This window comes from Acidovorax lacteus, assembly GCF_039540375.1.
Taxonomy (GTDB): Bacteria; Pseudomonadota; Gammaproteobacteria; order Burkholderiales; family Burkholderiaceae_C; genus Acidovorax_G; species Acidovorax_G lacteus.
Window position 1 is genome coordinate 22,727 of sequence record NZ_BAABEX010000030.1, and the last position, 21,532, is coordinate 44,258.

The 21,532-nt window shown below is 67.3% G+C and carries 23 protein-coding genes and 1 tRNA gene; 10 read left to right on the top strand and 14 right to left on the bottom strand.

The annotated features are described in order from the left end of the window. Nucleotides 1–39 precede the first annotated feature (39 nt). Nucleotides 40–594 (top strand): elongation factor P, encoded by a 555-nt coding sequence (gene efp / locus ABD866_RS14980; RefSeq protein WP_345066936.1) that lies wholly within the window; start codon nt 40–42, stop codon nt 592–594. An 84-nt stretch (nt 595–678) separates the two neighbouring features. Here efp and ABD866_RS14985 read toward each other — a convergent pair whose 3' ends face one another. The 6 genes from ABD866_RS14985 to ABD866_RS15010 form a co-directional block, all read right to left on the bottom strand. Beyond that, nucleotides 679–1,023, bottom strand: coding sequence for a hypothetical protein (locus tag ABD866_RS14985; RefSeq protein ID WP_345066939.1), 345 nt, complete (start codon nt 1,021–1,023; stop codon nt 679–681). A 143-nt stretch (nt 1,024–1,166) separates the two neighbouring features. Beyond that, nucleotides 1,167–2,576: a 30S ribosomal protein S12 methylthiotransferase RimO gene (gene rimO / locus ABD866_RS14990; protein ID WP_345066942.1), complete on the bottom strand. Its 1,410-nt coding sequence runs from the start codon at nt 2,574–2,576 to the stop codon at nt 1,167–1,169. A 79-nt stretch (nt 2,577–2,655) separates the two neighbouring features. Further along, nucleotides 2,656–3,195: a polyhydroxyalkanoate synthesis repressor PhaR gene (phaR, locus tag ABD866_RS14995; RefSeq protein ID WP_345066944.1), complete on the bottom strand. Its 540-nt coding sequence runs from the start codon at nt 3,193–3,195 to the stop codon at nt 2,656–2,658. Between the two features lie 175 nt (nt 3,196–3,370). Continuing rightward, a tRNA-Val gene (locus ABD866_RS15000) sits at nt 3,371–3,447 on the bottom strand. A gap of 77 nt (nt 3,448–3,524) precedes the next feature. Further along, the gene (locus tag ABD866_RS15005) at nt 3,525–5,735 is read right to left on the bottom strand and encodes a RelA/SpoT family protein (protein WP_345066947.1); all 2,211 of its coding nucleotides are present in this window, start codon (nt 5,733–5,735) and stop codon (nt 3,525–3,527) included. Then, on the bottom strand, nt 5,732–6,694 hold the full coding sequence (locus tag ABD866_RS15010) for an alpha/beta fold hydrolase (protein ID WP_345066949.1): 963 nt from the start codon (nt 6,692–6,694) through the stop codon (nt 5,732–5,734). Before ABD866_RS15010 ends, ABD866_RS15005 begins: the two co-directional genes overlap by 4 nt. A gap of 69 nt (nt 6,695–6,763) precedes the next feature. Here ABD866_RS15010 and ABD866_RS15015 point away from each other — a divergent pair, with 69 nt between their 5' ends. Further along, nucleotides 6,764–7,546, top strand: a complete 783-nt coding sequence (locus ABD866_RS15015; RefSeq protein ID WP_345066952.1) for a 3-hydroxybutyrate dehydrogenase — start codon at nt 6,764–6,766, stop codon at nt 7,544–7,546. Nucleotides 7,547–7,669: 123 nt separating this feature from the next. On the opposite strand, the gene ABD866_RS15020 is transcribed toward ABD866_RS15015, so the two are convergent. Next, nucleotides 7,670–8,404 carry an SIMPL domain-containing protein gene (locus ABD866_RS15020; protein ID WP_345066955.1) on the bottom strand — a complete coding sequence of 245 codons (735 nt, stop codon included), beginning with the start codon at nt 8,402–8,404 and terminating at the stop codon, nt 7,670–7,672. A gap of 216 nt (nt 8,405–8,620) precedes the next feature. Between ABD866_RS15020 and ompR the strand changes: the two genes are divergently transcribed. Continuing rightward, nucleotides 8,621–9,352: an osmolarity response regulator transcription factor OmpR gene (gene ompR, locus ABD866_RS15025; RefSeq protein WP_345066958.1), complete on the top strand. Its 732-nt coding sequence runs from the start codon at nt 8,621–8,623 to the stop codon at nt 9,350–9,352. A 5-nt stretch (nt 9,353–9,357) separates the two neighbouring features. Next, nucleotides 9,358–10,878, top strand: a complete 1,521-nt coding sequence (locus tag ABD866_RS15030) for a sensor histidine kinase (RefSeq protein WP_345066961.1) — start codon at nt 9,358–9,360, stop codon at nt 10,876–10,878. A 25-nt stretch (nt 10,879–10,903) separates the two neighbouring features. Here ABD866_RS15030 and ispF read toward each other — a convergent pair whose 3' ends face one another. Beyond that, nucleotides 10,904–11,383 (bottom strand): 2-C-methyl-D-erythritol 2,4-cyclodiphosphate synthase, encoded by a 480-nt coding sequence (ispF, locus tag ABD866_RS15035; protein ID WP_345066964.1) that lies wholly within the window; start codon nt 11,381–11,383, stop codon nt 10,904–10,906. A 30-nt stretch (nt 11,384–11,413) separates the two neighbouring features. Further along, complete coding sequence (locus ABD866_RS15040) at nt 11,414–12,232, bottom strand: IspD/TarI family cytidylyltransferase (RefSeq protein ID WP_345066967.1); 819 nt, start codon at nt 12,230–12,232, stop codon at nt 11,414–11,416. Nucleotides 12,233–12,359: 127 nt separating this feature from the next. Here ABD866_RS15040 and mfd point away from each other — a divergent pair, with 127 nt between their 5' ends. The 5 genes from mfd (at nt 12,360) to ABD866_RS15065 (ending at nt 18,196) form a co-directional block, all read left to right on the top strand. Continuing rightward, on the top strand, nt 12,360–15,836 hold the full coding sequence (gene mfd / locus ABD866_RS15045; RefSeq protein WP_345066970.1) for a transcription-repair coupling factor: 3,477 nt from the start codon (nt 12,360–12,362) through the stop codon (nt 15,834–15,836). A gap of 16 nt (nt 15,837–15,852) precedes the next feature. Then, nucleotides 15,853–16,515, top strand: coding sequence for a hypothetical protein (locus ABD866_RS15050; RefSeq protein ID WP_345066973.1), 663 nt, complete (start codon nt 15,853–15,855; stop codon nt 16,513–16,515). A 101-nt stretch (nt 16,516–16,616) separates the two neighbouring features. Continuing rightward, on the top strand, nt 16,617–16,793 hold the full coding sequence (locus tag ABD866_RS15055) for a DUF3149 domain-containing protein (protein ID WP_345066976.1): 177 nt from the start codon (nt 16,617–16,619) through the stop codon (nt 16,791–16,793). Nucleotides 16,794–16,881: 88 nt separating this feature from the next. After that, entirely contained in the window at nt 16,882–17,595 is a 714-nt protein-coding gene (gene serB, locus ABD866_RS15060) for a phosphoserine phosphatase SerB (protein WP_345066979.1), read from the top strand. Between the two features lie 13 nt (nt 17,596–17,608). After that, nucleotides 17,609–18,196 carry a redoxin domain-containing protein gene (locus ABD866_RS15065; RefSeq protein ID WP_345066982.1) on the top strand — a complete coding sequence of 196 codons (588 nt, stop codon included), beginning with the start codon at nt 17,609–17,611 and terminating at the stop codon, nt 18,194–18,196. Between the two features lie 740 nt (nt 18,197–18,936). On the opposite strand, the gene ABD866_RS15070 is transcribed toward ABD866_RS15065, so the two are convergent. After that, a complete protein-coding gene (locus ABD866_RS15070) occupies nt 18,937–19,617 on the bottom strand; it encodes an RHS repeat-associated core domain-containing protein (RefSeq protein WP_345066985.1) in 681 nt (226 codons plus the stop codon). A 115-nt stretch (nt 19,618–19,732) separates the two neighbouring features. On the opposite strand from ABD866_RS15070, the gene ABD866_RS15075 reads away from it, so the two are divergent. Next, nucleotides 19,733–20,146, top strand: coding sequence for a group III truncated hemoglobin (locus ABD866_RS15075; protein WP_345066987.1), 414 nt, complete (start codon nt 19,733–19,735; stop codon nt 20,144–20,146). Nucleotides 20,147–20,158: 12 nt separating this feature from the next. On the opposite strand, the gene ABD866_RS15080 is transcribed toward ABD866_RS15075, so the two are convergent. The 4 genes from ABD866_RS15080 to ABD866_RS15095 all read right to left on the bottom strand — a co-directional run bounded on the left by ABD866_RS15080 (nt 20,159) and on the right by ABD866_RS15095 (nt 21,511). After that, nucleotides 20,159–20,332, bottom strand: a complete 174-nt coding sequence (locus tag ABD866_RS15080) for a LiaI-LiaF-like domain-containing protein (RefSeq protein ID WP_345066990.1) — start codon at nt 20,330–20,332, stop codon at nt 20,159–20,161. 121 nt (nt 20,333–20,453) lie between these two features. Next, a complete protein-coding gene (locus ABD866_RS15085; RefSeq protein WP_345067368.1) occupies nt 20,454–20,666 on the bottom strand; it encodes a DUF3820 family protein in 213 nt (70 codons plus the stop codon). Nucleotides 20,667–20,684: 18 nt separating this feature from the next. After that, a complete protein-coding gene (locus tag ABD866_RS15090) occupies nt 20,685–21,050 on the bottom strand; it encodes a translation initiation factor Sui1 (RefSeq protein ID WP_345066992.1) in 366 nt (121 codons plus the stop codon). After that, nucleotides 21,047–21,511 carry a DUF2721 domain-containing protein gene (locus ABD866_RS15095; RefSeq protein ID WP_345066995.1) on the bottom strand — a complete coding sequence of 155 codons (465 nt, stop codon included), beginning with the start codon at nt 21,509–21,511 and terminating at the stop codon, nt 21,047–21,049. The genes ABD866_RS15090 and ABD866_RS15095 overlap by 4 nt, the downstream gene beginning before the upstream one ends. Nucleotides 21,512–21,532: the final 21 nt, after the last annotated feature.

A 21,532-nucleotide genomic window follows, 5' to 3' on the forward strand; every position in this document is an offset into this window, starting at 1 on the left:
CGCCGGACGCGTTGAGCGGCTCCAACCCCAGCAATCGCTATGAAAATCGCTCAAGAAATCCGCGCCGGCAACGTCATCATGCAGGGCAAGGACCCGATGATTGTCCTGAAGACCGAATACGCCCGCGGTGGTCGCGGCGCCGCCACGGTGCGCATGAAGCTCAAGGCCCTGCTCAACAACATGGGCACCGAAGTCGTGTTCAAGGCCGACGACAAGATCGACAACGTCATCCTCGACAAGAAGGAGTGCACCTACTCCTACTTCGCTGACCCGATGTACGTGTGGATGGACGCCGACTACAACCAGTACGAAGTGGAAGCCGCCAACATGGGCGACGCCATCAACTACCTGGAGGACGGCATGGCCGCTGAAGTGGTGTTCTACGACGGCAAGGCCATTTCGGTGGAACTGCCCACCAGCGTGGACCGCGAAATCACCTGGACCGAGCCGGCCGTCAAGGGCGACACGTCGGGCAAGGTGATGAAGCCTGCCAAGATCGCCACGGGCTTTGAAGTGGCCGTGCCGCTGTTCGTGGACCAGGGCGACAAGATCGAAATCGACACCCGCACGGGCGAGTACCGCAAGCGCGTCTGAGACCGCACGCCCCAGCAAAAAGGCTTCCCTCGGGAAGCCTTTTTGCTGGGGCGGCAAAAGCCTGTCAAAGCGCGTGTGCGGGAATCAGTCGGACCGGAAGCCCTTGTCCAGCATGTACACGTTTTTCACGCCCTTGCACCAGTCGAGCTTGAACTCATCGGTGCCGTAGTTCTCCCAGCTCACGCGGAACGGTACGACGCAGTCGCCGTCGTCGCTGTGCCAGTCCATGGCGGCCGATTCGCCTGGGCGAATGCGATCGCCCTTGCCCAGCCAGTTCTTGCTCCAGCGGCCATCCTGGAACGTGTAGAAGCCATTGATGGTCCAGCCTTTGGCACGGTTGTGCAGCGTAAACGCATACTCACCGGCCGTGGCGTGAAACGCCATCAGGCTCAAAGCGGCTACGGCAAGCGCGCGGGTCGTGAAGCGCATGATTTCCCCTTCCTCCTCAATGAATGTAATGCCTGCATTGCACCCGGGCCTTGGGCGCACGGCAAGTCTTTTGTGTGCAACCGGGCGGCACGCAAGAGCGCGCCGCGCGGGAGCTCTCGGTCACGTCTGTTCGCTGCGTGCGCTCACACCGGCACAGCCACCAGATCGTGTCCCTGCGTACCCACGATCCGGGCACGGGTGAACTCGCCGACCTTGAGCTGCTTGCTGATCTTTTCCGGGGGCAGCAGGTGGACCACGCCATCGATCTCCGGCGCGTCGGCATAGCTGCGGCCCCGGCCGCCCTTGCGGCCCATGGCAGGCGCCGAATCCACCAGCACCTGCATGCTGGCGCCCACGCGCCGCTGCAGCTTGGACACCGACACCTCTTCGGCCACAGCCATGAAGCGCGCACGGCGCTCATCGCGGACCTCTTGCGGCAGCATGCCGGGCAGTTCGTTGGCGGTGGCGCCCGGAATGGCGCTGTAAGCAAAGCAGCCTGCGCGGTCGATCTGGGCCTCTCGCACAAAGTCGAGCAGGTGCTCGAACTCGGCTTCGGTTTCACCAGGGAAGCCCGCAATGAAGGTGCTGCGGATCACGATGTCAGGGCACATCTCGCGCCAGCGCTGGATGCGCTCCAGGTTCTTCTCGCCGCTGGCGGGCCGCTTCATGCGGCGCAATACATCAGGATGGCTGTGCTGGAAGGGCACATCCAGGTACGGCAGCACGCGGCCCGTGGCCATCAGCGGAATCACCTCGTCCACCGACGGATAGGGGTACACGTAGTGCAAGCGCACCCACGCGCCATACGGCTCGGCCAGATCGCCGAGCGCTTGCACCAGTTCGAGCATGCGGGTCTTGACCGGCTTGCCGTCCCAGAAGCCGGTGCGGTACTTCACGTCCACGCCGTACGCCGAGGTGTCCTGGCTGATCACCAGCAGCTCTTTCACGCCGCCTTCGAAAAGCGCCTGCGCTTCCTTGAGCACGTCGCCGATCGGGCGCGAGACCAAGTCACCGCGCATGGACGGAATGATGCAGAAGGTGCAACGGTGGTTGCAACCCTCGCTGATCTTGAGGTAGGCGTAGTGGCGCGGCGTGAGCTTGATGCCTGCAACGCCGAAACCGCCAGGCACAAGGTCGAGAAACGGATCATGCGGCTTGGGCAGGTGCTGGTGCACCGCGTCCATCACCTCCTGCGTGGCGTGCGGGCCGGTCACGGCCAGCACGCTGGGGTGAATCTGCCGCACCAGGTTCCCACCGTCTTCGGCCGACTTGGCGCCCAGGCAGCCGGTGACGATGACCTTGCCGTTCTCAGCCAGGGCCTCGCCGATGGTGTCCAGACTTTCCTTGACCGCATCGTCAATGAAGCCGCAGGTGTTCACGATGACGAGATCCGCGCCCTCGAACGTCTTGGAGGTTTGATACCCCTCCGCGCTCAGTTGGGTCAGGATGAGTTCGGAGTCGGTGAGTGCCTTGGGACAACCAAGACTCACAAACCCCACGCGGGGAGGCGGGGTGGACGCCGCAGGGATGGCAGGGGTGATCGTGTCGCTCATCCCTGTATTGTCCCAGTTATGGGCCGCGCCGAACACGCCGGCCTCACACCGTCTGTGGCAGCGCAGCGGCCGCCCCGCGTCAGCGCTGCTTGAGACCGAAGGCCCCGAGCATCTGCTCGGTCTGCTTTTGCATCTGCTCCTGCATCTGTGCAAGCATGGTCTGCGACTGCTCGACGTAGTTGCCCATCATGCCTTTGAGCATGGGCGACTGCAGGTTCATGAACTGCGCCCACATCTCGGGCGTGATGTGCTGGGACTGCTCAGCCAGGCGGGTCTGCAGGTCGGTGAAGGCCTGCACGTTCTTCTCAAGGTAGGCACCCATGAAGCCCTGCATGGCGTGGCCATAAAAACGGATGATGTTCGCCAGCACTGCCTCAGAGAACATGGGCGCGCCGCCTGCTTCCTCTTCCAGGATGATCTGCAGCAGGATGCTGCGCGTGAGGTCTTCGCCGCTCTTGGCATCGCGCACCACCACATTTTGGTGGTCCATCACCAGTTGCCGGACTTCGGCCAGGGTGATGTAGGTGGACGTGTCGGTGTCGTAGAGCCGTCGGTTGGGATACTTTTTGATGACGCGCTGACCGGACTTGCCGCCGGTGGCACCCTGGTTGTCTGGCACGGAAGCCTACTCCTTGGGCCTGCGGCCCACGTGTCGAATCGAATCTATTGCAGTGCAACAGATTCTAGGCACGCGCCCCCGCTGCGGCGCGCAGGTTAACCCTGATGCGCGGACACCCCGCACTTGCAAAACGCCAAAGAAAAAGGGGCTTGCCGTAACGGCAAGCCCCTTGGTCTGGTAGGCGCGATTGGACTCGAACCAACGACCCCCACCATGTCAAGGTGGTGCTCTAACCAGCTGAGCTACGCGCCTGTGTTTGTTCGAGAAGCGGGAGTATAGCAGGAAAAATCACCTTCCCGGCGCAGCAACCCGCAAGCAGGCCACGCGCATCATCGCCGGCGTGCCGACCGCACGCCCGCCACGGCCGCGACCTGCGCGAGCACCTTGTGCAGCCGACCGGAGTCGGCCACCTCCACCGTGAACGTCATCCAGGCCGTGCCGCGCACCGACTGGGTTTGCACCCCGATCACATTGGTCTTCTCGCGGGCGAACACTTCGGAGATATCGCGCAGCAACCCCTGGCGGTCGGCGGCCTCCACAGCCACGTCCACCGGGTAGACAGCCGATGCCGCCGCAGTGGTGGCTGGCTGGCCCCACTCCACGTCGATCACGCGCTCTGCACTGCGAGCGGCCATCTCGCGGAAATTGCTGCAGTCGGTGCGGTGCACGCTCACACCCTTGCCGCGCGTGACAAAGCCGGCAATCGCATCGGGCGGCGCGGGCTTGCAGCACTTGGCCAGTTGCGTCATCAGCGAATCAATGCCCACGACCAGCACGCCGCCGCGCGCCCCACCGCCGTGGCGTTGCTGGCTCTTTTTGAGCGGCATGTAGTCTTCGACCACAGCCACTGGCTCGGGCGGGCGCAGCAGGGTCTCAATGTTGCGCAGCGAATACTCGTCCTTGCCCACCACCTCGAACAGCGCATCGGCCGACTTGAAGCCGAGTTGCACCGCCAGGTCTTCTAGCTTGAGGGCGGTCTTGCCCTCGCGCTGCAGCAGCTTCTCGACCGCCTCGCGGCCGCGTGCCACCGTCTCGTGCGTGGCCTGCGCGTTGAACCACGCGCGTACCTTGGCCTTGGCCCGGTGGCTGACCAGGTAGCCCAGCTCGGGGTTGAGCCAGTCCCGCGAGGGCCGCCCCTCCTTGACGGTCGTGATCTCCACCGTCTGGCCGTTCTGCAAGGGGGTGTTGAGCGGCACCATCGCGCCGTCCACGCGCGCGCCACGGCAGCGGTGGCCCACGCTGGTGTGCACGGTGTAGGCAAAGTCCACCGGCGTAGCCCCCTGAGGCAGTTCGATGACGGCGGCATCGGGGGTGAGCACGTAGATGCGGTCTTCGAACAGGCCGCGGTCCTGCACCGCGCCGCTCAAGTCGCGCTCCCAGGCCAGCAGTTGGCGCAGCACGGCAATCTTGGCGTCGTAGTCGCCGCTGGCCGACACCCCGGCGTAGCCCTTGCTGCCGGCTTCCTTGTAAGCCCAGTGGGCTGCCACACCATGCTCGGCATGGTCGTGCATGGCCTGGGTGCGGATCTGGATCTCGACCGGACGCCCCGACTCGTCGCGCACCACGGTGTGCAGGGACTGGTAGCCGTTGGGCTTGGGCTTGGCGATGTAGTCGTCAAACTCCGAAGAGATCGACTCGAACTGCTCATGCACCCAGGACAGCGCGGCGTAGCAGTCTTTCACAGAGGGGACGATCACGCGCAGCGCGCGCACGTCGAACACCTGCTCAAAGGGCAGCGACTTGCCGCGCATCTTCTTGACGATGCTGTAGATGTGCTTGGGCCGCCCCTGCACGGTGGCACTGATGCTGCGCGCACGCAGGTCCGATTCGAGCCGGCCACGCAGCTGCTCCATCGACAGCTCGCGCTCGGCCCGTTTTTCATCGAGCAGGCGGGCGACTTCCTTGTAGGTGTCGGGCTCCAGAAAGCGGAAGGACAGATCCTCCAGCTCCCACTTCATCTGCCAGATGCCCAGGCGGTTGGCCAGCGGCGCAAACACCTGGAGCGATTCCCGCGCCAGGCTCGGCGATATGGGCCGCTTGCTGGCCGCATGAAAACGCAGCGTCTGCAGGCGCGAAGCCAGGCGCAGCATGACCACGCGCAGGTCGCGCGAGAAGGCCAGCAGCATCTTGCGCACGTTCTCGGTCTGCACGGCGGGGTCGTCCACATGCTCGGCCGTCAGCGCCTGGCGCTGCACCTTCATGAGCTTGGTGGTTTCTACGGCCAAGGCCGCAAAGTGCTCGCCAAAGGCTTTGGCAATCACCTCTTCGGGGCGGTTGAGGTGGTCGCAGGCGTACACAAGGTAGGCCGCAGCCTGCATGGCCTCGGAGCCGCCAATGCCCTTGAGGATGGCCGACACCGCATCGGCATGCTCCAGCGTGTTCTCGCCAGAATCCAGGGTCTCGGCCGCGAGCAGGGGCTCGGCAAACGCGCGGGCCCGGGCCAGCGCATGGGGCTGTTCGGGCAGGCTCTGGGCTGTGGCTGCGATGACCTGGGGTACAGAAGGGCCTGCGTGCGCGCCTGCGTGGGTATGCGTCTTCATGCGCCGGAGGCTCCCTCCGCGGGGCCCAGCACAAATGCGGCAACAGCCTGCACCTGCTCGGGCGCAACCAGCGTGGGGGCATGGCCCACGCCGGGCCACTCGATGCAGCGCGCGTGGGGGCCGCGGCTGGCCATGGCCTGGGCCGTGGCAGGGGCCAGCAGGTCCGAGTCGGCTCCGCGCAGCAGCAGCGTCTCTGCACGGATCTGGTCGTACAGCTGCCACAACTGCGCCTCGCCCGCCTCGGCAGCCTCGCGCGTCAGCGCCCGAAACGGCACGGCAATCGCCGGGTCGTAATGCAGCGCCAGGCCGCCTTCGGGCACAGGCCGCACCATGGGGGCCGACAGCGCGCGCCACTGCTCGGGGGAATGCGGCCCGAAGCTGGTGGAGATGGCCCAGAGCGCGGCCGCGGCCTGGTCCAGCGACGCAAAGCGCACCGGCGCCCCCAGGTACTGGCCGATGCGCTGCAGCGCCTCCCACTGGATCACAGGGCCTACATCATTCAGCACCAGCCGCCGTACCGGAGCGGGCAGGCCCAGGCCGGGTTGACCGGTCAGGGCCATGCCGATCAAACCGCCCATGCTGGTGCCCACCCAGTCGAGTGTGGCGATGGGCGCTTGCGCGTGCAGTTGGGCGAGCATGGCGAGCATGTCCACCGCGTAGGTGCCGAGCTGGTAGCCCATGGGGTCGGTCAGCCAGTCGCTCTGGCCGCGGCCCACCACGTCGGGGCAGACCACGCGGGCATGCGGCGCGAGCGCGCGGGCCAGGGTGTCAAAGTCGCGCCCCTGGCGCGACAGGCCGTGCACGCACACCACCACATGCGGGTGGTCGGCACGCCCGGTGGCGTTCCATTCCCAGTACGCCATACGGTGCGTGGCGGGGCTGCCTTCGGGCGGCGGGTTCTGTCCTGCAGGCGTCCCGGCGAGAGGGCAGGATACGTAGTTCAGCGTAGGTTCAATCATGGGGACGCGTGCCGCAAACGGGGCGGGATAATGCCTGCGTTGCATCGTAATGGATTCAGGGAGCTACACATGCTGAAAGGCAAAACCGCGCTGGTCACGGGTTCGACCAGCGGCATCGGTCTGGGTATCGCCAAAGCGCTGGCACGCGAGGGTGCGAACGTCGTGCTCAATGGCTTCGGCGACGCCGAGGGCCCGCAGGCCGAAGTGCGCGCTGCAGGCGCGGCGCATGGCGTGCGCGTGGCCTACCACGGCGCCGACATGAGCCGCGTGGCCGACATCGAGGCCATGATGGCCTTCGCGGCGGCCGAGTTCGGCCGTGTGGACATTCTGGTGAACAACGCAGGCATCCAGCATGTGGCCAATGTCGAAGACTTTCCGGTCGAGCGCTGGGACTCGGTGATCGCCATCAACCTGAGCAGCGCCTTCCACACCTCGCGCCTGGCGCTGCCGGCCATGAAGGCCGCAAACTGGGGCCGGATCATCAACGTGGCCTCGGTGCACGGCCTCGTGGCATCCGCCCAAAAGGCCGCCTACGTGGCCGCCAAGCACGGCGTGGTGGGCCTGACCAAGGTGACGGCGCTGGAGACCGCCACCACCGGCGTGACCTGCAACGCCATCTGCCCGGGCTGGGTGCTCACGCCGCTGGTGCAAAAGCAGGTAGATGCCAAAGCCGCGGCCCAAGGCATCAGCATCGAAGCCGCCACCCGCCAGCTGCTGGGCGAAAAAGAACCGTCGATGCAGTTCACGACGCCCGAGGAACTGGGCGAACTCGCCGTGTTCTTCTGCTCCCCCGCCGCCAACAACGTGCGCGGCGCGGCCTGGAACATGGACGGCGGCTGGGCGGCCCAGTAAGTCTTCGCACCGGGCACATCACCGTTTGCTATCAAAAACATAGCTGCTCGTGCTTGATTGATAAGCACGAGCAGTCTATTTCATCCCAAATCCAGCGGCCGCTTCCGCGGCCACCAGACGGGCTCAGCGCATCTGCACCGAGCCGCTCACACTCACCGTCACCTGGGTTTTGCCCGCCTCCACGGGCACGGGCGCATCGGCCATGGCTGCGCTCTTGGCTTCCATGGCCATCATCATGCGCGGGCGCGGCGGGGGCATCTGCTCGCTGTCGCTCACCGACACCTCACGCAGGCTGTACTGCGCAAACCCGAAGCTGCGCGTGAGTTCGCTCGCACGCTGGCGGAACTGCTCGATGGCCTGCGTGCGCGCTGCGGTCTCGACCTGGTTGCGCGCCTCACGCGACAGGCCAAACCCTACCTGCTGGATCGGCATGCCCTGGATGCGCCCAGCCACGGCCGTGATGCGCGCAAAGTCGCGCCCTTCCAGCACCAGCTCCGCGCGCCCCTGCCAGCCGCTGATGCGGCCGTCTTTGCCGTGGCGCGGATACAGGCCAAAGCTGCCGGTGCGCACCTCCAGCTGCCCGGGCTGGGCCTGGCGGCGCGCTTCGGCCAGCGCCGCATCCAGCACCTGCTTGAGCTGCGCCTGCACGGCCGCGGCGTCTGCACCATCGCGCGTGGCCGCGAGGGTGAGCACCAGCAGGTCTTGCGCGACTTCCACCGTGCCGCTGGCCGACAGTTGCACCACGTTGTGGGGCTCTGCAAGCGCCGCAACCGGCGCCTGCGCGTGGGCGACTTGCACGCCGCCCAAGGCCAGCAGAGCCGCCAGCAGCCAGACCTTGCGATGGGGAATGGAATTCATGTGGAAACACCTCGCGAAACCACGGCCGCCCACCATGAGCCGCCGCATCAGGCCGCACCATAACCGCAGCCGCAGCCCCGGCGCGTGAAGCCCCCGCAAGCGGCTTGCGAGGCGGGGCAAAACTTGTAACAGTTGGTCAGACCCCGGGGCAAAAAGCGAACTTCCGGGACCAAGCTGGTCAGAATCGGCTCTGTTACAAATAGGATTTGGAACTTCATGGCCACTCACAACAACCGCACCGACAAGATCCTCGTGGTGGACGACGATGCGCGCATCCGCGATCTGCTGCGCCGCTACCTCACGCAGGAAGGCTTCGAAGTCATGGTTGCCGAAGACGGCAAGGCGCTCAACCGCCTGCTGCTGCGCGAGACAGTGGATCTCATCGTGCTGGACCTGATGATGCCCGGCGAGGACGGACTGTCCATCTGCCGCCGCCTGCGCTCGGCCAACGACCGCACGCCCATCATCATGCTCACCGCCAAGGGCGAAGACGTGGACCGCATCGTGGGCCTGGAAGTGGGTGCCGACGACTACCTGGGCAAGCCCTTCAACCCGCGCGAACTGCTGGCCCGTATCCATGCCGTGCTGCGCCGCCGCCCCGCACAGGAAGCCCCGGGCGCTCCCTCGGGCGACAACGAGGTCGTGACCTTTGGTCCCTTCACGTTCGACCTGGGCACACGCGCCCTGCAGCGCAACGGCGAAGAGCTGCCCCTGACCACCGGCGAGTTCGCGATGCTCAAGGCCCTGGTACGCCACCCGCGCCAGCCGCTGTCGCGTGAAAAGCTGGCCCTGCTGGCCCGTGGCCGAGAGTTCGAGCCCTTTGACCGAAGCCTGGACGTGCAGGTCTCGCGCCTGCGCAAGCTGGTTGAGGTGGACCCGGCCGCACCGCGCTACATCCAGACGGTGTGGGGCGTGGGCTATGTGTTCGTGCCCGACGGGGCCAACTGAGTCCGATGGCCGCCGTCCCCGGGGCCCGCGCTCGTCGCGCGACGGACGATCCGTCGGGCGAGGTCACGAGCCCGGCCCCTCTTGAATCGATGCGCCGCAAGGCCGAACCCAAGTCGCGGGTCGGCCTTAACCTCTTCTGGCGCACCTTCTTTTTGCTGGCCCTGCTGCTGGTGGGCAGCATCCTGGCCTGGCTGCAGACACTGCGCGCGCTCGAATTTGAACCACGTGCGCTGCAGACGGCCCAGCAGATCGCATCGCTGGTGAACCTGAGCCGCGCCGCGCTGAACCACGCCGATGCCATCGCGCGCGTGTCGCTGATCAAGACCATGGCCGACCAGGAAGGCCTGCGCATCCTGCCGCGCGAACCCGGCGACCGTTTCACGCTGCTGCAAGGCTCGGCCCTTGAAAGCCGCCTGACCGAAGAGCTCACACAGCGTCTGGGCCCCGACACCATCGTGGCGCAAAGCGTCAATGGCGAGGCAGGCCTGTGGGTAGGCTTCAACATCAACGGCGACCCCAACTGGCTGCTGATGGACCGCTCGCGCTTCAGCCCGGCGGGCGGGCGCACCTGGCTGATCTGGCTGATCACCGCAGCAGCGCTGTCGCTGGCCGGGGCCGCGGCCATTGCGCGGCTCATCAACCGGCCGCTCAAGCAACTCTCATATGCGGCCAACCGCGTGCGCGACGGCGACTTCGCGGCCAGCCACCTGGACGAAGAGGTCGTCACCAGCGAAATCCGTGAGGTGAACATCGGCTTCAACCGCATGGCGCAGAAGCTGGCCAAGCTCGAACAGGACCGCGCGGTGATGCTGGCCGGCATCTCGCACGACCTGCGCACACCGCTGGCCCGGCTGCGGCTGGAGACCGAGATGAGCGTGACCGACGAAGTCGCGCGCGAGCACATGGTGGCCGACATCGTGCAGCTCGACGCGACCATCGACAAGTTCCTCGACTACGCGCGGCCCGACCATGTGACGCTGGTGCCCGTGAACCTGCATGCGGTGGTGTCGTCCTGCGTGTATGCCGTGCAAGACCACCGCGAGCTGCAGATTGCGATGAACGTGCCCGAAGACCTCAACGTGCTGGCCGACGAGGTGGAGCTGGCGCGCGTGATCTCCAACCTGCTCGAAAACGCGCGGCGCTACGGCAAGCACGCCGAGACGGGCGTGACCACCGTGGAAATCGCCGCCAAGGCCCGCGAGCAATGGGTGCTGATGAAGCTGCGCGACCACGGACCCGGCGTGCCCCCCGAACAGCTGGCCAACCTTACCAAACCGTTTTTCCGCGGCGATTCGGCCCGCACGGCGGCTGCGGGCGCAGGCCTGGGGCTGTCCATTGTGGACAAGACCGTGCAGCGCATGGGCGGCATTTTTGCGCTGGCCAACTCCACCACCGGGGGACTCGTGGCGCACCTGCAACTGCAGCGCGCCACCGACGTGCCCGCGGGCAGCGACCCCAAGCAGCGCCTGCAGCGGCCCTCGATCAAGCGCCAGCTGCCCAAGCGCCGCGCCACCGACCGGGCCTGAGCCCCAGGGCCGCCGGGGCCCGGGCTCAGGCGCGCAGCAGCAGCGCCACCGCCCGCGCTTCGATGGCGGCCTGCTGGCCCACCGGGCCCAGGCGCTCGGCCGTCTTGGCCTTCACGTTGACCTGCGAGGGCTCCACGCCCAGCGTGCGCGCAATCGTGGCCTGCATGGCCGCAATGTGGGGTGCCAGGCGCGGGGCCTGGGCCACCACCGTGCTGTCGACGTTGCCAATCTCGAAGCCCTGAGCGCGCACGCGGCGTGCGGCCTCGGCCAGCAGCACGGCAGAATCAGCGCCGCGAAAGGCCGGATCGGTGTCGGGAAAATGCCGCCCGATATCCCCCAGCCCCGCCGCGCCCAGCAGCGCATCGGTGATGGCGTGCAGCAGCACGTCGGCGTCTGAGTGGCCGAGCAGGCCTTGCGTGTGCGGGATGTCCACGCCGCCAATCACCAGGCGGCGCCCGGGCACGAGCGCGTGCACATCCCACCCTTCTCCAATCCGAAACTGCATGGTCTGACCTTGTGAGCGCACCGCGCGGTGCTAAGACGTGGAGGACGACACCCCCGGCGGGCGGTGTCCAAAGCGTTCGAGGGTACCGCCGTGGCCGCGCTGGGCCAGCACCGCCTCGGCCAGCCCGAAATCGTCGGGGTACGTCACCTTGAAGTTCTGCGCGCTGGCTGGCACCAGGCGCGGGCGCAGCCCCATGGCCTCCATGGCGCTGGCCTCGTCCGTGGCCGCAGGGCCGATGCGATCCAGCGCCGACATAAGCGGGCCGATGCGGAACATCTGCGGCGTCTGCGCGAGCCACTTGTCGCTGCGATCCAGCGTGGACAGCACGCGCACGCCGCCCGGGCCATCGCTGGCCGTCTTGAGCGTGTCGGCCAGCTTGTGCGCCAGCAGCCCGCCCACCGCATCGGGCAGGCAGGCATCGATCAGCGCGTCGATGTGTTCGGGCTGCACCAGACAGCGGGCAGCGTCGTGCACCAGCACCCAGTCGGTGGGCTGCGCGCCGCGGGCCACCAGGGCGTCGAGGCTTGCGCGCACCGTCTCGGCGCGGGTCGGGCCGCCGCAGTCCACGACAAAGAACCCCACCTGTGGGTAGGCATGCAGAAAGCGGTCGCCCGACGCCACGGCCACCAAGGTACCGGCCAGCCGCGTGACCGCGCCCAGGGCCGCCAGCGTGTGCAGCACCAGCGGGTGGCCTGCCACCGTCTGGTACTGCTTGGGCAACGGGGTCGACGCAGTCCCGGGCGCAGCGCGCACGGCGCGTGCGCCCACGCCCGCGCAGGGCACCACCGCCCACAGGCGGGCAGTACCCGACACCGGGGCAGGCATTGAAGGCAGGGCCAGATCGGTCATGAGGGGGGCCATTCTAGAATCACTCGCATCGCCCTGGACGGCGCCCGTGCCACGCACGGCGGCCCTCCGGGGCTTTGGTGTCTGCAGTGCCCTTCGGCGCTGCCGCCCCCTGCCCCGACGCCCCCGCATGGACCTGCCCAAACTCACCCCCGGAAAACGCTTCACGCTGCCCCGCCCTGTGGGCAGTGCCGACGCCCTGCTGCTGGCCCAACTCGCCCAGCGCGACAGCGGCCAAGGCCGTGCGACGGCCATCGTGACAGCCGATGCCACCGATGCCCAGCGCCTGCTCGACGAAATGGCGTTTTTTGCCCCCGGCCTGCGCTGTGCGCTGTTTCCCGACTGGGAAACCCTGCCCTACGACACCTTCTCGCCGCACCAGGACCTGATCAGCGAGCGCCTGGCCACGCTCTGGCGCATCCGCCAGGGCGAGGCCGACGTGGTGATCGTGCCCGCCACCACGGCGCTGTACCGGCTCGCACCGCCGTCGTTCCTTGCGGGCTACACCTTCCACTTCAAGACCAAGCAGAAGCTCGACGAGGCGCGCCTGAAGGCCCAGCTCACGCTGGCCGGATATGCCCACGTGTCGCAGGTGGTCAGCCCGGGCGAATACGCGGTACGCGGCGGCCTGATCGACCTGTTCCCCATGGGCTCGCTCGTGCCCTACCGGGTGGACTTGTTCGACGACGAGATCGACAGCATCCGCACCTTCGACCCCGACAGCCAGCGCAGCCTGTACCCGGTGCCCGAAGTGCGCCTGCTGCCGGGCCGCGAGTTCCCGATGGACGACGAGGCGCGCGCGCGCTTTCGCAGCCGCTGGCGCGAAATGCTCGAAGGCGACCCGACCAAGAGCCGCATCTACAAGGACATGGGCAACGGCGTGGCCACGGCGGGCATCGAGTACTACTTGCCGCTGTTCTTCGACGAGACCGCCACGGTGTTCGACTACCTGGGCGACGCCGCCACGGTGGTGCTGCATGGCGATCTGGAACCCGCGTTCCAGCGCTTCTGGCAAGACACGCGCGAGCGCTTTCGCTTGGTGCAGGGCGACCCCGAGCGGCCCGCACTGCCGCCCGAGCTGCTGTTTCTGAGCGCCGAGCAGTTCTACACCCGTGCCAACGCGCATGCGCAGCTCGCGCTGCGCGGCGAGGTCGAAGATTCGCCGCACAGCGCGTGGTTCCAGCGCCTGCCCGACCTGTCGGTGGTGCGCGGTGCCGACGACCCGCTGGCCCGCCTGCACGCCCACCTGCGCCGCGCCGGGCAGCGCATGCTGCTGCTGGCCGAAAGCGATGGCCGCCGCGAGAGCCTGCTCGACTTTCTGCGCGCCAGCGGCCTGAACCCGCCGGCCTTTGATTCGCTGCAGGCCTTCCTCGACGACGCGGCTGCAGAGCCCGTGGGCATTGCCACGGGCGCAGTGACGGTGGGCTTCCACTGGGGCGAGCAAGTGCTCGACCTGGTGACCGAGACCGAGCTGTTTGCCACCGGCCCCACCACGCGGCGGCGCAAGAAGCAGGAGCAGGTCAGCGACGTGGAGGCGCTGATCAAGGACCTGGCCGAACTCAACGTGGGCGACCCGGTGGTGCACAGCCAGCACGGCATCGGGCGCTACCGCGGCCTGGTCAACATGGACCTGGGCGAAAAGAACCCCGACGGCAGCCCGGCGCTACAAGAGTTCTTGCACCTGGAATACGCCGACAAGGCCGTGCTGTACGTGCCCGTGAGCCAGTTGCAGCTGATCAGCCGCTACACCGGCGTAAGCGCCGACGAAGCCCCGCTGCACAAGTTGGGCAGCGGCCAGTGGGAACGCGCCAAGCGCAAGGCGGCCGAGCAGGTGCGCGACTCGGCGGCCGAGCTGCTCAACATCTACGCCCGCCGCGCCGCGCGCCAGGGCCATGCGTTCCGCTACAGCCCGCACGACTACGAGGCGTTTGCCAACGACTTCGGCTTTGAGGAAACCGCCGACCAAAAAGCCGCGATCCATGCGGTGATCCAGGACATGATCAGCCCCCGCCCGATGGACCGGCTGGTCTGCGGCGACGTGGGCTTTGGCAAGACCGAAGTCGCCCTGCGCGCGGCCTTCGTGGCCGTCACGGGGGGCAAGCAGGTGGCATTCCTGGCCCCCACCACGCTGCTGGCCGAGCAGCACTACCAAACGCTGGTGGACCGCTTTTCCAAGTGGCCGGTGAAGATTGCCGAGGTCTCGCGCTTTCGCTCGGGCAAAGAGATCAACTCGGCCATCAAGGGCATTGCAGACGGCACGGTGGACATCGTGGTCGGCACGCACAAGCTGCTGTCCGAATCCACCCAGTTTGCCAACCTGGGCTTGCTCATCATCGACGAGGAGCACCGCTTTGGCGTGCGCCACAAAGAGGCCATGAAGCAGCTGCGCGCCGAGGTCGACGTGCTCACGCTCACGGCCACGCCCATCCCGCGCACGCTGGGCATGGCGCTCGAAGGCCTGCGCGACCTGAGCGTCATCGCCACCGCGCCGCAGCGCCGCCTGGCCATCAAGACCTTTGTGCGCAACGAAGGCACAGGCGTGATCCGCGAGGCCGTGCTGCGTGAATTGAAGCGCGGCGGGCAGGTGTACTTCCTGCACAACGAGGTCGAGACCATCGAAAACCGTCGGCAGAAGCTCGAAGAAATCCTGCCCGAGGCGCGCATTGGCGTGGCCCACGGCCAGATGCCCGAGCGCGAACTGGAGCGCGTGATGCGCGACTTCGTGGCCCAGCGCTTCAACCTGCTGCTGTGCTCGACCATCATCGAGACTGGCATCGACGTGCCCACGGCCAACACCATCATCATGAGCCGGGCCGACAAGTTTGGCCTGGCGCAGCTGCACCAGCTGCGCGGCCGGGTGGGACGTAGCCACCACCAAGCCTATGCCTATCTGATGGTGCCCGACGTGGACGGCCTGACCAAGCAAGCGCAGCAGCGGCTTGAAGCCATCCAGCAGATGGAAGAGCTGGGCAGCGGCTTCTACCTGGCCATGCACGACCTGGAGATCCGCGGCGCGGGCGAGGTGCTGGGCGAAAGCCAGAGCGGCAACATGCTCGAGGTGGGCTTTCAGCTCTACAACGAGATGCTCAGCGAAGCGGTGCGCTCGCTCAAGGCGGGCAAGGAGCCCGACCTGCTCGCGCCGCTGTCGGTCACCACCGACATCAACCTGCACGCGCCCGCCCTGCTGCCCGACGACTACTGCGGCGACGTGCACCTGCGCCTGTCGTTTTACAAAAAGCTGGCCACGGCCAAGACGGCCGACCAGATCGACCGGCTGCTCGAAGAGATCGTGGACCGCTTTGGCAAGCTGCCGCCGCAAGCGCAAACCCTCATCGACGTGCACCGCCTGCGCGTGCTGAGCGCGCCCTACGGCGTGGTGAAGGTGGATGCCACGCCGGGCGTGATCCTGATCACCTTCCGCCCGCAGCCGCCGGTGGACCCGATGCGCATCATCGAGCTGATCCAGAAGAACCGGCACATCAAGCTGGCAGGCAACGAAAAGCTGCGCATCGAACGCGCGCTGCCCGAAGCCAAAGACCGCGCGCAGCTCGTGCGCGACATCCTGCGCAGCCTGGGCCAGCCCACCCCGGCCACGGCGGCCGCCTGACCCCCCCCCCGCGCCCATGCCGCTCGAAGCCCTGCTCACCGCCTGCGCTCTGGCTGTGGCCCTGTGGCTGCGCCCCTGGCGCATGCTGCGTTTGCCACCGGCCGCGCCAGGCGGGCCCGCGGGCGTGTCGCCCCTGGTCACGCCGCTGCTGGCCGTGCTGGTGCTGCTGCCCTGGCTGTGGGCCCTGCCCACGCTGCACCGCATGCCGCTGCAACTGCAGTGGTCGGGCGCCTGCCTGGTGGTGCTGATGCTGGGCTGGCCGCTGGCCATCCCCGCGCTGGTGGCCGTGGGCGCGATCGCCTGCGTGCTCTCGCCCGCGCTGGGCTGGGAGCAGGCGCTGGGCGCCATCGCCTGGCAGGGCGTGGTGCCCGCCACGCTGGCGCTGGGCCTGGGCGCAGCGCTGCGCCGCTGGCTGGGTCCCAAGCCCTTCATCTACGTGCTGGGCCGGGCCTTTTTGGGCACGGTGCTGTGCCTGTTTGTGGCCAGCGTGCTGGGCCAGTGGGCGGGCCACGCCTTGCCTGGGGTGGGGAACGAGCTGTCGCTCGTCGCCCGCTGGCTCATGGCCTGGGGCGATGCGTTTGTCACCGGCATGCTCGCAGCCATCTTTGTGGCCTTCAAGCCCGAGTGGCTGGCCACCTGGTCCGACCGGCTGTACCTGCCGCGGCCGGACGGCCGCTGACCGCCAGCATCACGGCCTTCGTGGACCACGGTTGAGCCGCGTCAAACCGCCCTGCAGGGGCGCAGTCGATGATGGGGGCCTCACACACGAGGAGGCGCCCCATGAAGCTGCTGAACGACCTGCTGCACACCGACTACGGACTCATGAGCCTGACCGTCATTGCCATCACCCTGGGCATGGCGGTGTTCTTCATCCGCCTGTTTGTGGGCAAGATGAACGAAAGCGCCGCCCAGGCCGCGCGTGGCACGCAAGGCCAGCCACCCACCCCGCGGCGCTGAGGCCGCGCGCGCAAGGCCTGCCGGTGGGAGGCCCGGGCCGCATTGCCCTAACATCGCGGGTTTTGTAGACTCGCTTGGCTATTCCGGCATGACCTCTCCCACCGAATTTGCGCCTGGCCTTGTGCTGCAGGGCGTGCAAGGCCCGCTGTCGCTGCGCGACTTCAAGCTCATCGCGTTCGACATGGACTCGACCCTCATCAACATCGAGTGCGTGGACGAAATTGCCGACGCCGCAGGCCGCAAGGCCGAGGTGGCCGCGATCACCGAAGCCGCGATGCAAGGCCTGATCACCGACTACAAAGAAAGCCTGCGCCAGCGCGTGGCGCTGCTCAAGGGCGTGACAGTGCAGCACCTGGAGCACGTCTTCACCGAGCGGCTGCGCTTCAACCCCGGCGCGCAGACGCTGGTGGCCGCCGCCAAGGCCGCAGGCCTGACCACGCTGCTCGTCTCGGGCGGCTTCACCTTTTTTGCCGACCGCGTGAAGGCCGGGCTGGGCATCGACCTGGCGCGCTCGAACCAGCTTGAAGTGAACAACGGCGTGCTCACCGGCCGCATGGTGGACCAGTGCTGGGGCGACATTTGCGACGGGGCCGAAAAGCGGCGCACGCTGCTCGAAGTCGCGTCGCTGCTGGGCATTGCGCCCTCGCAGGCCATCGCCGTGGGCGACGGTGCGAACGATCTGCCCATGATGGGCGCGGCCGGCCTGTCGGTGGCCTACCACGCCAAACCAGCCGTGCGCGCGCAGGCCAAGGTGGCCATCCACCAGGGCGGGCTCGACCGCCTGCTCGAAGTGCTGCGCTGACCGGCACACCCCCATGGCCGACAGCACTGCGCCGCCACCGGGCGGCCCCGGCCGCAAGGCAGCACAGCGGCTGCGCGCCTGGGCCCGCGGCTGGAAGTCGCACCTGCTCACGCTGGCCCTGGTGTGGCTGGTGGTGACGGCCGTGGACGCCTGGCGCCTGCGCGACCTGCCGCGCGGCCCGGCCCCGGCCACCGCGCTGGTGCTGGCACCACACGGCCAGGCCACCACGCTACAAGACTGGCGCGCCCAGCACCCGGGCCGCGCCGTGGCCCTGCACTTCTGGGCCGAATGGTGCGCCATCTGCCGCATCGAAGAACCCACGGTGGCCGCCCTGTCGGCCGACTGGCCGGTGCTGGGCATCGCCATGCAGTCGGGCGATGTCGCCCAGGTGGCGCGGGTGCAGCAGCAGCGCGGCCACCCCTGGCCCACGGCGGTGGACCCACGCGGACAGCTCTCGGCCGACTGGGGCGTGCGCAGCGTGCCCGCGCTGGTGGTGATGGACGCCTCAGGCCGGGTGCGCTTTGCCACCAGCGGCTACACCCCGGGCTGGTCGATGCGCCTGCGGCTGTGGTGGGCGCAGACGGTGCCCGCCTGGGGCTGAGCCCGTCTTCGGCAAGACCACACCCGGGTCAGTCAGCACCCTTTTGCTATTTATTTGATAGCTGCTCGTGCTTGATTTTGCTAATGGAGCAGCCGCTTTGGCCTCAATCCGAGGCTCAAAGGTGTCTAGTTCAGCCGGGGCGATTCACGCAGCGCCTGACCCAACACGCCCAACAGGTCTTCGCGATCCTCGTCGCCCAGTGCGATCGGCCCGCGCAGGTCTCCCCGAGAGGTCACGTGATACACAGCGCCTGAGAACTCGATACGTAGGGGCCTGGCCATGTTCGGACATTCCGCTGACTTGGATTGCAGCGGCGTTCGTGCGGTGTGGAGGCAAAAGGCAAGACCCCGTTGCTGCTCCGTTGCTGCTGGCTCAACACAGCTCGTAGCACACGCAACGCTGGCACCATAAAAGAAGCCACCCGGAACCCCACAGCTTTAGCGGCTGGCAGGTGTGGCGGGTGGCTTTTTTGTGAGTAATAGACCTCAGTGCGTGGCTACCTCAAGACCTGGGCCGCACACGGCATCACGGCTTCGGCCTCTTCCAAATGGCATGGGCAACAATTGCAATCCCTATTAGGAGCGACGGCATCCCTCCCGCCAAGAACTCGTAGTCCTTGGGAAGAAGCAACTTGAACACGTCGTCTACCCAGCAACTCGTGCGGCACATTCGTTGACCGCTCACCATTAAAGCCAGTCCAATTGATATGGCTGTGAGCCCGATTCCAATGCCGATCTTGTTCATATATCGGTCCTATTAGCGCAGGGCTCGCCACATGCGGCCGAGTTGCCCACCACTGCGGCGGTATTTGTCATAGATGTCTGGGAAATCAGTGTTCGGATCAAACTGGGGCGGATTGAACACTGGGCCGAGATTTTTGGAGTGCACTTGCACCCGCTTGGGGCGTCATCCTGGTGATAGGCCGCAGGCAAGAAATCGGTCGGAGATTTCCCCGGAGTACAAGAGTTTTCACTGCACTCCCACCGCAAGCAACGGAGCCGGTAATCGCCCTCATCCGGATTGGGTGTGAACATCTCAGCACCTGACTCCCAAGCAGACTGATTGCCCTCGCCAGTAGGCCGCTCAAATGAGCCTGGGCCATGTCTACGCCACTGTCTGCGGTTGTATGCATTGCCGCCAGGAGCGGCGGGCCTCGCAGACCTCAACCCCTCGGGATCGACGAACAAAAGTGGATTCCCCTCCACATATGCAAACCGATTCCACCCCCCCTCCAACCCAATCGGGTCCGCCTGCACATACCGCCCCGTCACCGCATCGTAGTAGCGGTGCAGGTTGTACGCCAACTGGCTTTCTTCGTCCCACACCTGCCCGGGGTAGCGCAGGTCAAACGCCGCCGCCTCCGCATACGCCGGCCCGGCCGCACTGTGCACAAACCCCGTGGCTGCCTGCGTAGGCTGCACGGCTCACAAACAACCGGCTGTTTCCGCCTTGGGAGCCTCAGGCCAGCCCTCGTAGCACAGACATTTGCGCCAGCGCAGCCCGTGGCTGCCGCCAAGGTGGCACAGTCGGCCCCCAATGCCACCCGCCACGCCCGACCGAGCCGCCATCACCGCGCTGGTGAACGCCTTCTACGCCGATGTGCAGCGCGACCCGCTGCTGGGCCCGGTGTTCGAGCGCGCGCTCCACGGCCAGTGGGACGCACACCGCGCGCGGCTGGTGGAGTTCTGGTGCACGGTGCTTCTGGGCACACGCAGCTTTCGGGGCGATGTGATGGGTCGGCACATGGCGCTTGACGGCATCACGCCCGCGCACTTTGCGGCCTGGGTGCGCCTGTGGCAGCGGCACACCGCCGAGCGCTTTGCACCCGATGTGGCCGAGCGCCTGCAGCAGGCAGCGCATGGCATCGCGCGCAACCTGTTCCGCGGGTATTTCGGGGCCGAGCCGCCATTTGCCACGGCGCCCTCCAGCCACCCGCATGCCGGGGATTGAGTGCCCGGCGGGCTACTTGCGCCGGGAGCCGGGGGTCAGGATCAAGGCCAGGCCCAGCACGATGAGCCCGACCGGCCACCACACGCGCAGCACCTGCCACAGGCTGACGTTGATCAGGCCCAGGTTGGTGAGCAGAAAGAACGCCCCCAGGACGATCAGAACGATGGCGGCGACGTGGCCCTTCATGGTGGACTCCTCCCGTGTGGATCTTGCAAACCGCGGGGCCAGCCCGCGTGGCGCAAAGTGTAGGCCATGGCGGGCGCGTCTTGGGGCTGCCGGGCGAATGCGCCGCTGTGGCCTGCGCCGCTCAGGGTCGCCGCAGCGGTGCCAGCAGTTCGCGCAGCCCGTTGTGGTCGATTTCGTGCATCAGCGCCAGCAGGCGGCCCAGCTCGCCGCGCGGAAACCCCTCGCGCGCAAACCACTGCAGGTAATGTCCGGGCAGGTCGGCCAGCACGCGCCCCTGGTACTTGCCAAACGGCATCTCCAGCGTCACCAGGCGTTGCAGTAGCTGCGGGTCCAGGCTGGCCTCCAGACGCTCTCAGCCGCCCACGCGGCGCACCGCGTGGCCCTGCGCCTGCAGCCAGGCCATTACGCGCTCCAGGTGGTCACCCTGGATCTCGATGCTGCCGTCGCGCACCGTGCCGCCACTGCCGCACGCCGTGCGCAGTTGCTTGCCCAGGGCGGCTAGGGCCGCATCGTCCAGGGGCAGGCCGCGCACTAGCGTGACCACCTTGCCGCCGCGCCCGGCCGTCGTGCGCGAAACGCGCGCCACGCCGTCGCCTGCGGGCCGGGCGGGCTGTCGTGCGCAGACGCAGGCCGCCACCGGCTGGCGGCAGCCCGGGCACATACGGCCCGATTCGGTCGAATACACCAAGCCGCCGCCCGGCGGCCCCTTGGACTTCATCTCGGGCCCTGCTCGGTTTGCAGCAAATGGAAATCCAGCAGCCGGGTGGCAATCACGGTTTCGGCCAGAAAGCACACCAAGGCCAGCAGAAACGACGCCACCCCGGCCAGAAAACCGCCCACGGCCAGCCGCGCGGCGTTGAGCCCCATGGTTTCGCCCAAAAACAGCAGGATGATGGTCAGCCCGATGAGGAAGGCGCAGGTGGTCAGCAGCGCGATGCAGCCGTTGGCCAGGCGTCCGCGTTGGCGCAGCTGGGCCAGTTCTCGGTAGGCGCGGGTCAGTTGTTCGGGCTCCTGGCTCTCGCGGGCGCGGTCTTCCACGGTGCGTGCGCGGTCGATGATGCGCGCCAGCCGCCCGGCCACCGCACCGATCATCCCCGAGACGGCGGTGAGCAGAAACACCGGCGCCACGGCCAGCTGGATGCCATGCGTGATGGAAGACGAATCGAGAGGCAGGGACATCGGCATGCGCGCACCACAGGG

Coding starts and splice junctions, on each gene's coding strand:
- ompR (WP_345066958.1), top strand. CDS start 8,621: ATGGCCACTCACAACAACCGCACCGACAAGATCCTCGTGGTGGACGAC.
- mfd (WP_345066970.1), top strand. CDS start 12,360: ATGGACCTGCCCAAACTCACCCCCGGAAAACGCTTCACGCTGCCCCGC.
- ABD866_RS15065 (WP_345066982.1), top strand. CDS start 17,609: ATGGCCGACAGCACTGCGCCGCCACCGGGCGGCCCCGGCCGCAAGGCA.
- ABD866_RS15005 (WP_345066947.1), bottom strand. CDS start 5,735: ATGAAGACGCATACCCACGCAGGCGCGCACGCAGGCCCTTCTGTACCC.
- ABD866_RS15015 (WP_345066952.1), top strand. CDS start 6,764: ATGCTGAAAGGCAAAACCGCGCTGGTCACGGGTTCGACCAGCGGCATC.
- ABD866_RS15080 (WP_345066990.1), bottom strand. CDS start 20,332: ATGAAGGGCCACGTCGCCGCCATCGTTCTGATCGTCCTGGGGGCGTTC.
- ABD866_RS15030 (WP_345066961.1), top strand. CDS start 9,358: ATGGCCGCCGTCCCCGGGGCCCGCGCTCGTCGCGCGACGGACGATCCG.
- ABD866_RS15010 (WP_345066949.1), bottom strand. CDS start 6,694: ATGATTGAACCTACGCTGAACTACGTATCCTGCCCTCTCGCCGGGACG.
- ABD866_RS15075 (WP_345066987.1), top strand. CDS start 19,733: ATGCCACCCGCCACGCCCGACCGAGCCGCCATCACCGCGCTGGTGAAC.
- ABD866_RS14985 (WP_345066939.1), bottom strand. CDS start 1,023: ATGCGCTTCACGACCCGCGCGCTTGCCGTAGCCGCTTTGAGCCTGATG.
- ABD866_RS15055 (WP_345066976.1), top strand. CDS start 16,617: ATGAAGCTGCTGAACGACCTGCTGCACACCGACTACGGACTCATGAGC.
- ABD866_RS15095 (WP_345066995.1), bottom strand. CDS start 21,511: ATGTCCCTGCCTCTCGATTCGTCTTCCATCACGCATGGCATCCAGCTG.
- efp (WP_345066936.1), top strand. CDS start 40: ATGAAAATCGCTCAAGAAATCCGCGCCGGCAACGTCATCATGCAGGGC.
- ABD866_RS15090 (WP_345066992.1), bottom strand. CDS start 21,050: ATGAAGTCCAAGGGGCCGCCGGGCGGCGGCTTGGTGTATTCGACCGAA.
- serB (WP_345066979.1), top strand. CDS start 16,882: ATGACCTCTCCCACCGAATTTGCGCCTGGCCTTGTGCTGCAGGGCGTG.
- ABD866_RS15050 (WP_345066973.1), top strand. CDS start 15,853: ATGCCGCTCGAAGCCCTGCTCACCGCCTGCGCTCTGGCTGTGGCCCTG.
- ABD866_RS15020 (WP_345066955.1), bottom strand. CDS start 8,404: ATGAATTCCATTCCCCATCGCAAGGTCTGGCTGCTGGCGGCTCTGCTG.
- ABD866_RS15040 (WP_345066967.1), bottom strand. CDS start 12,232: ATGACCGATCTGGCCCTGCCTTCAATGCCTGCCCCGGTGTCGGGTACT.
- ispF (WP_345066964.1), bottom strand. CDS start 11,383: ATGCAGTTTCGGATTGGAGAAGGGTGGGATGTGCACGCGCTCGTGCCC.
- rimO (WP_345066942.1), bottom strand. CDS start 2,576: ATGAGCGACACGATCACCCCTGCCATCCCTGCGGCGTCCACCCCGCCT.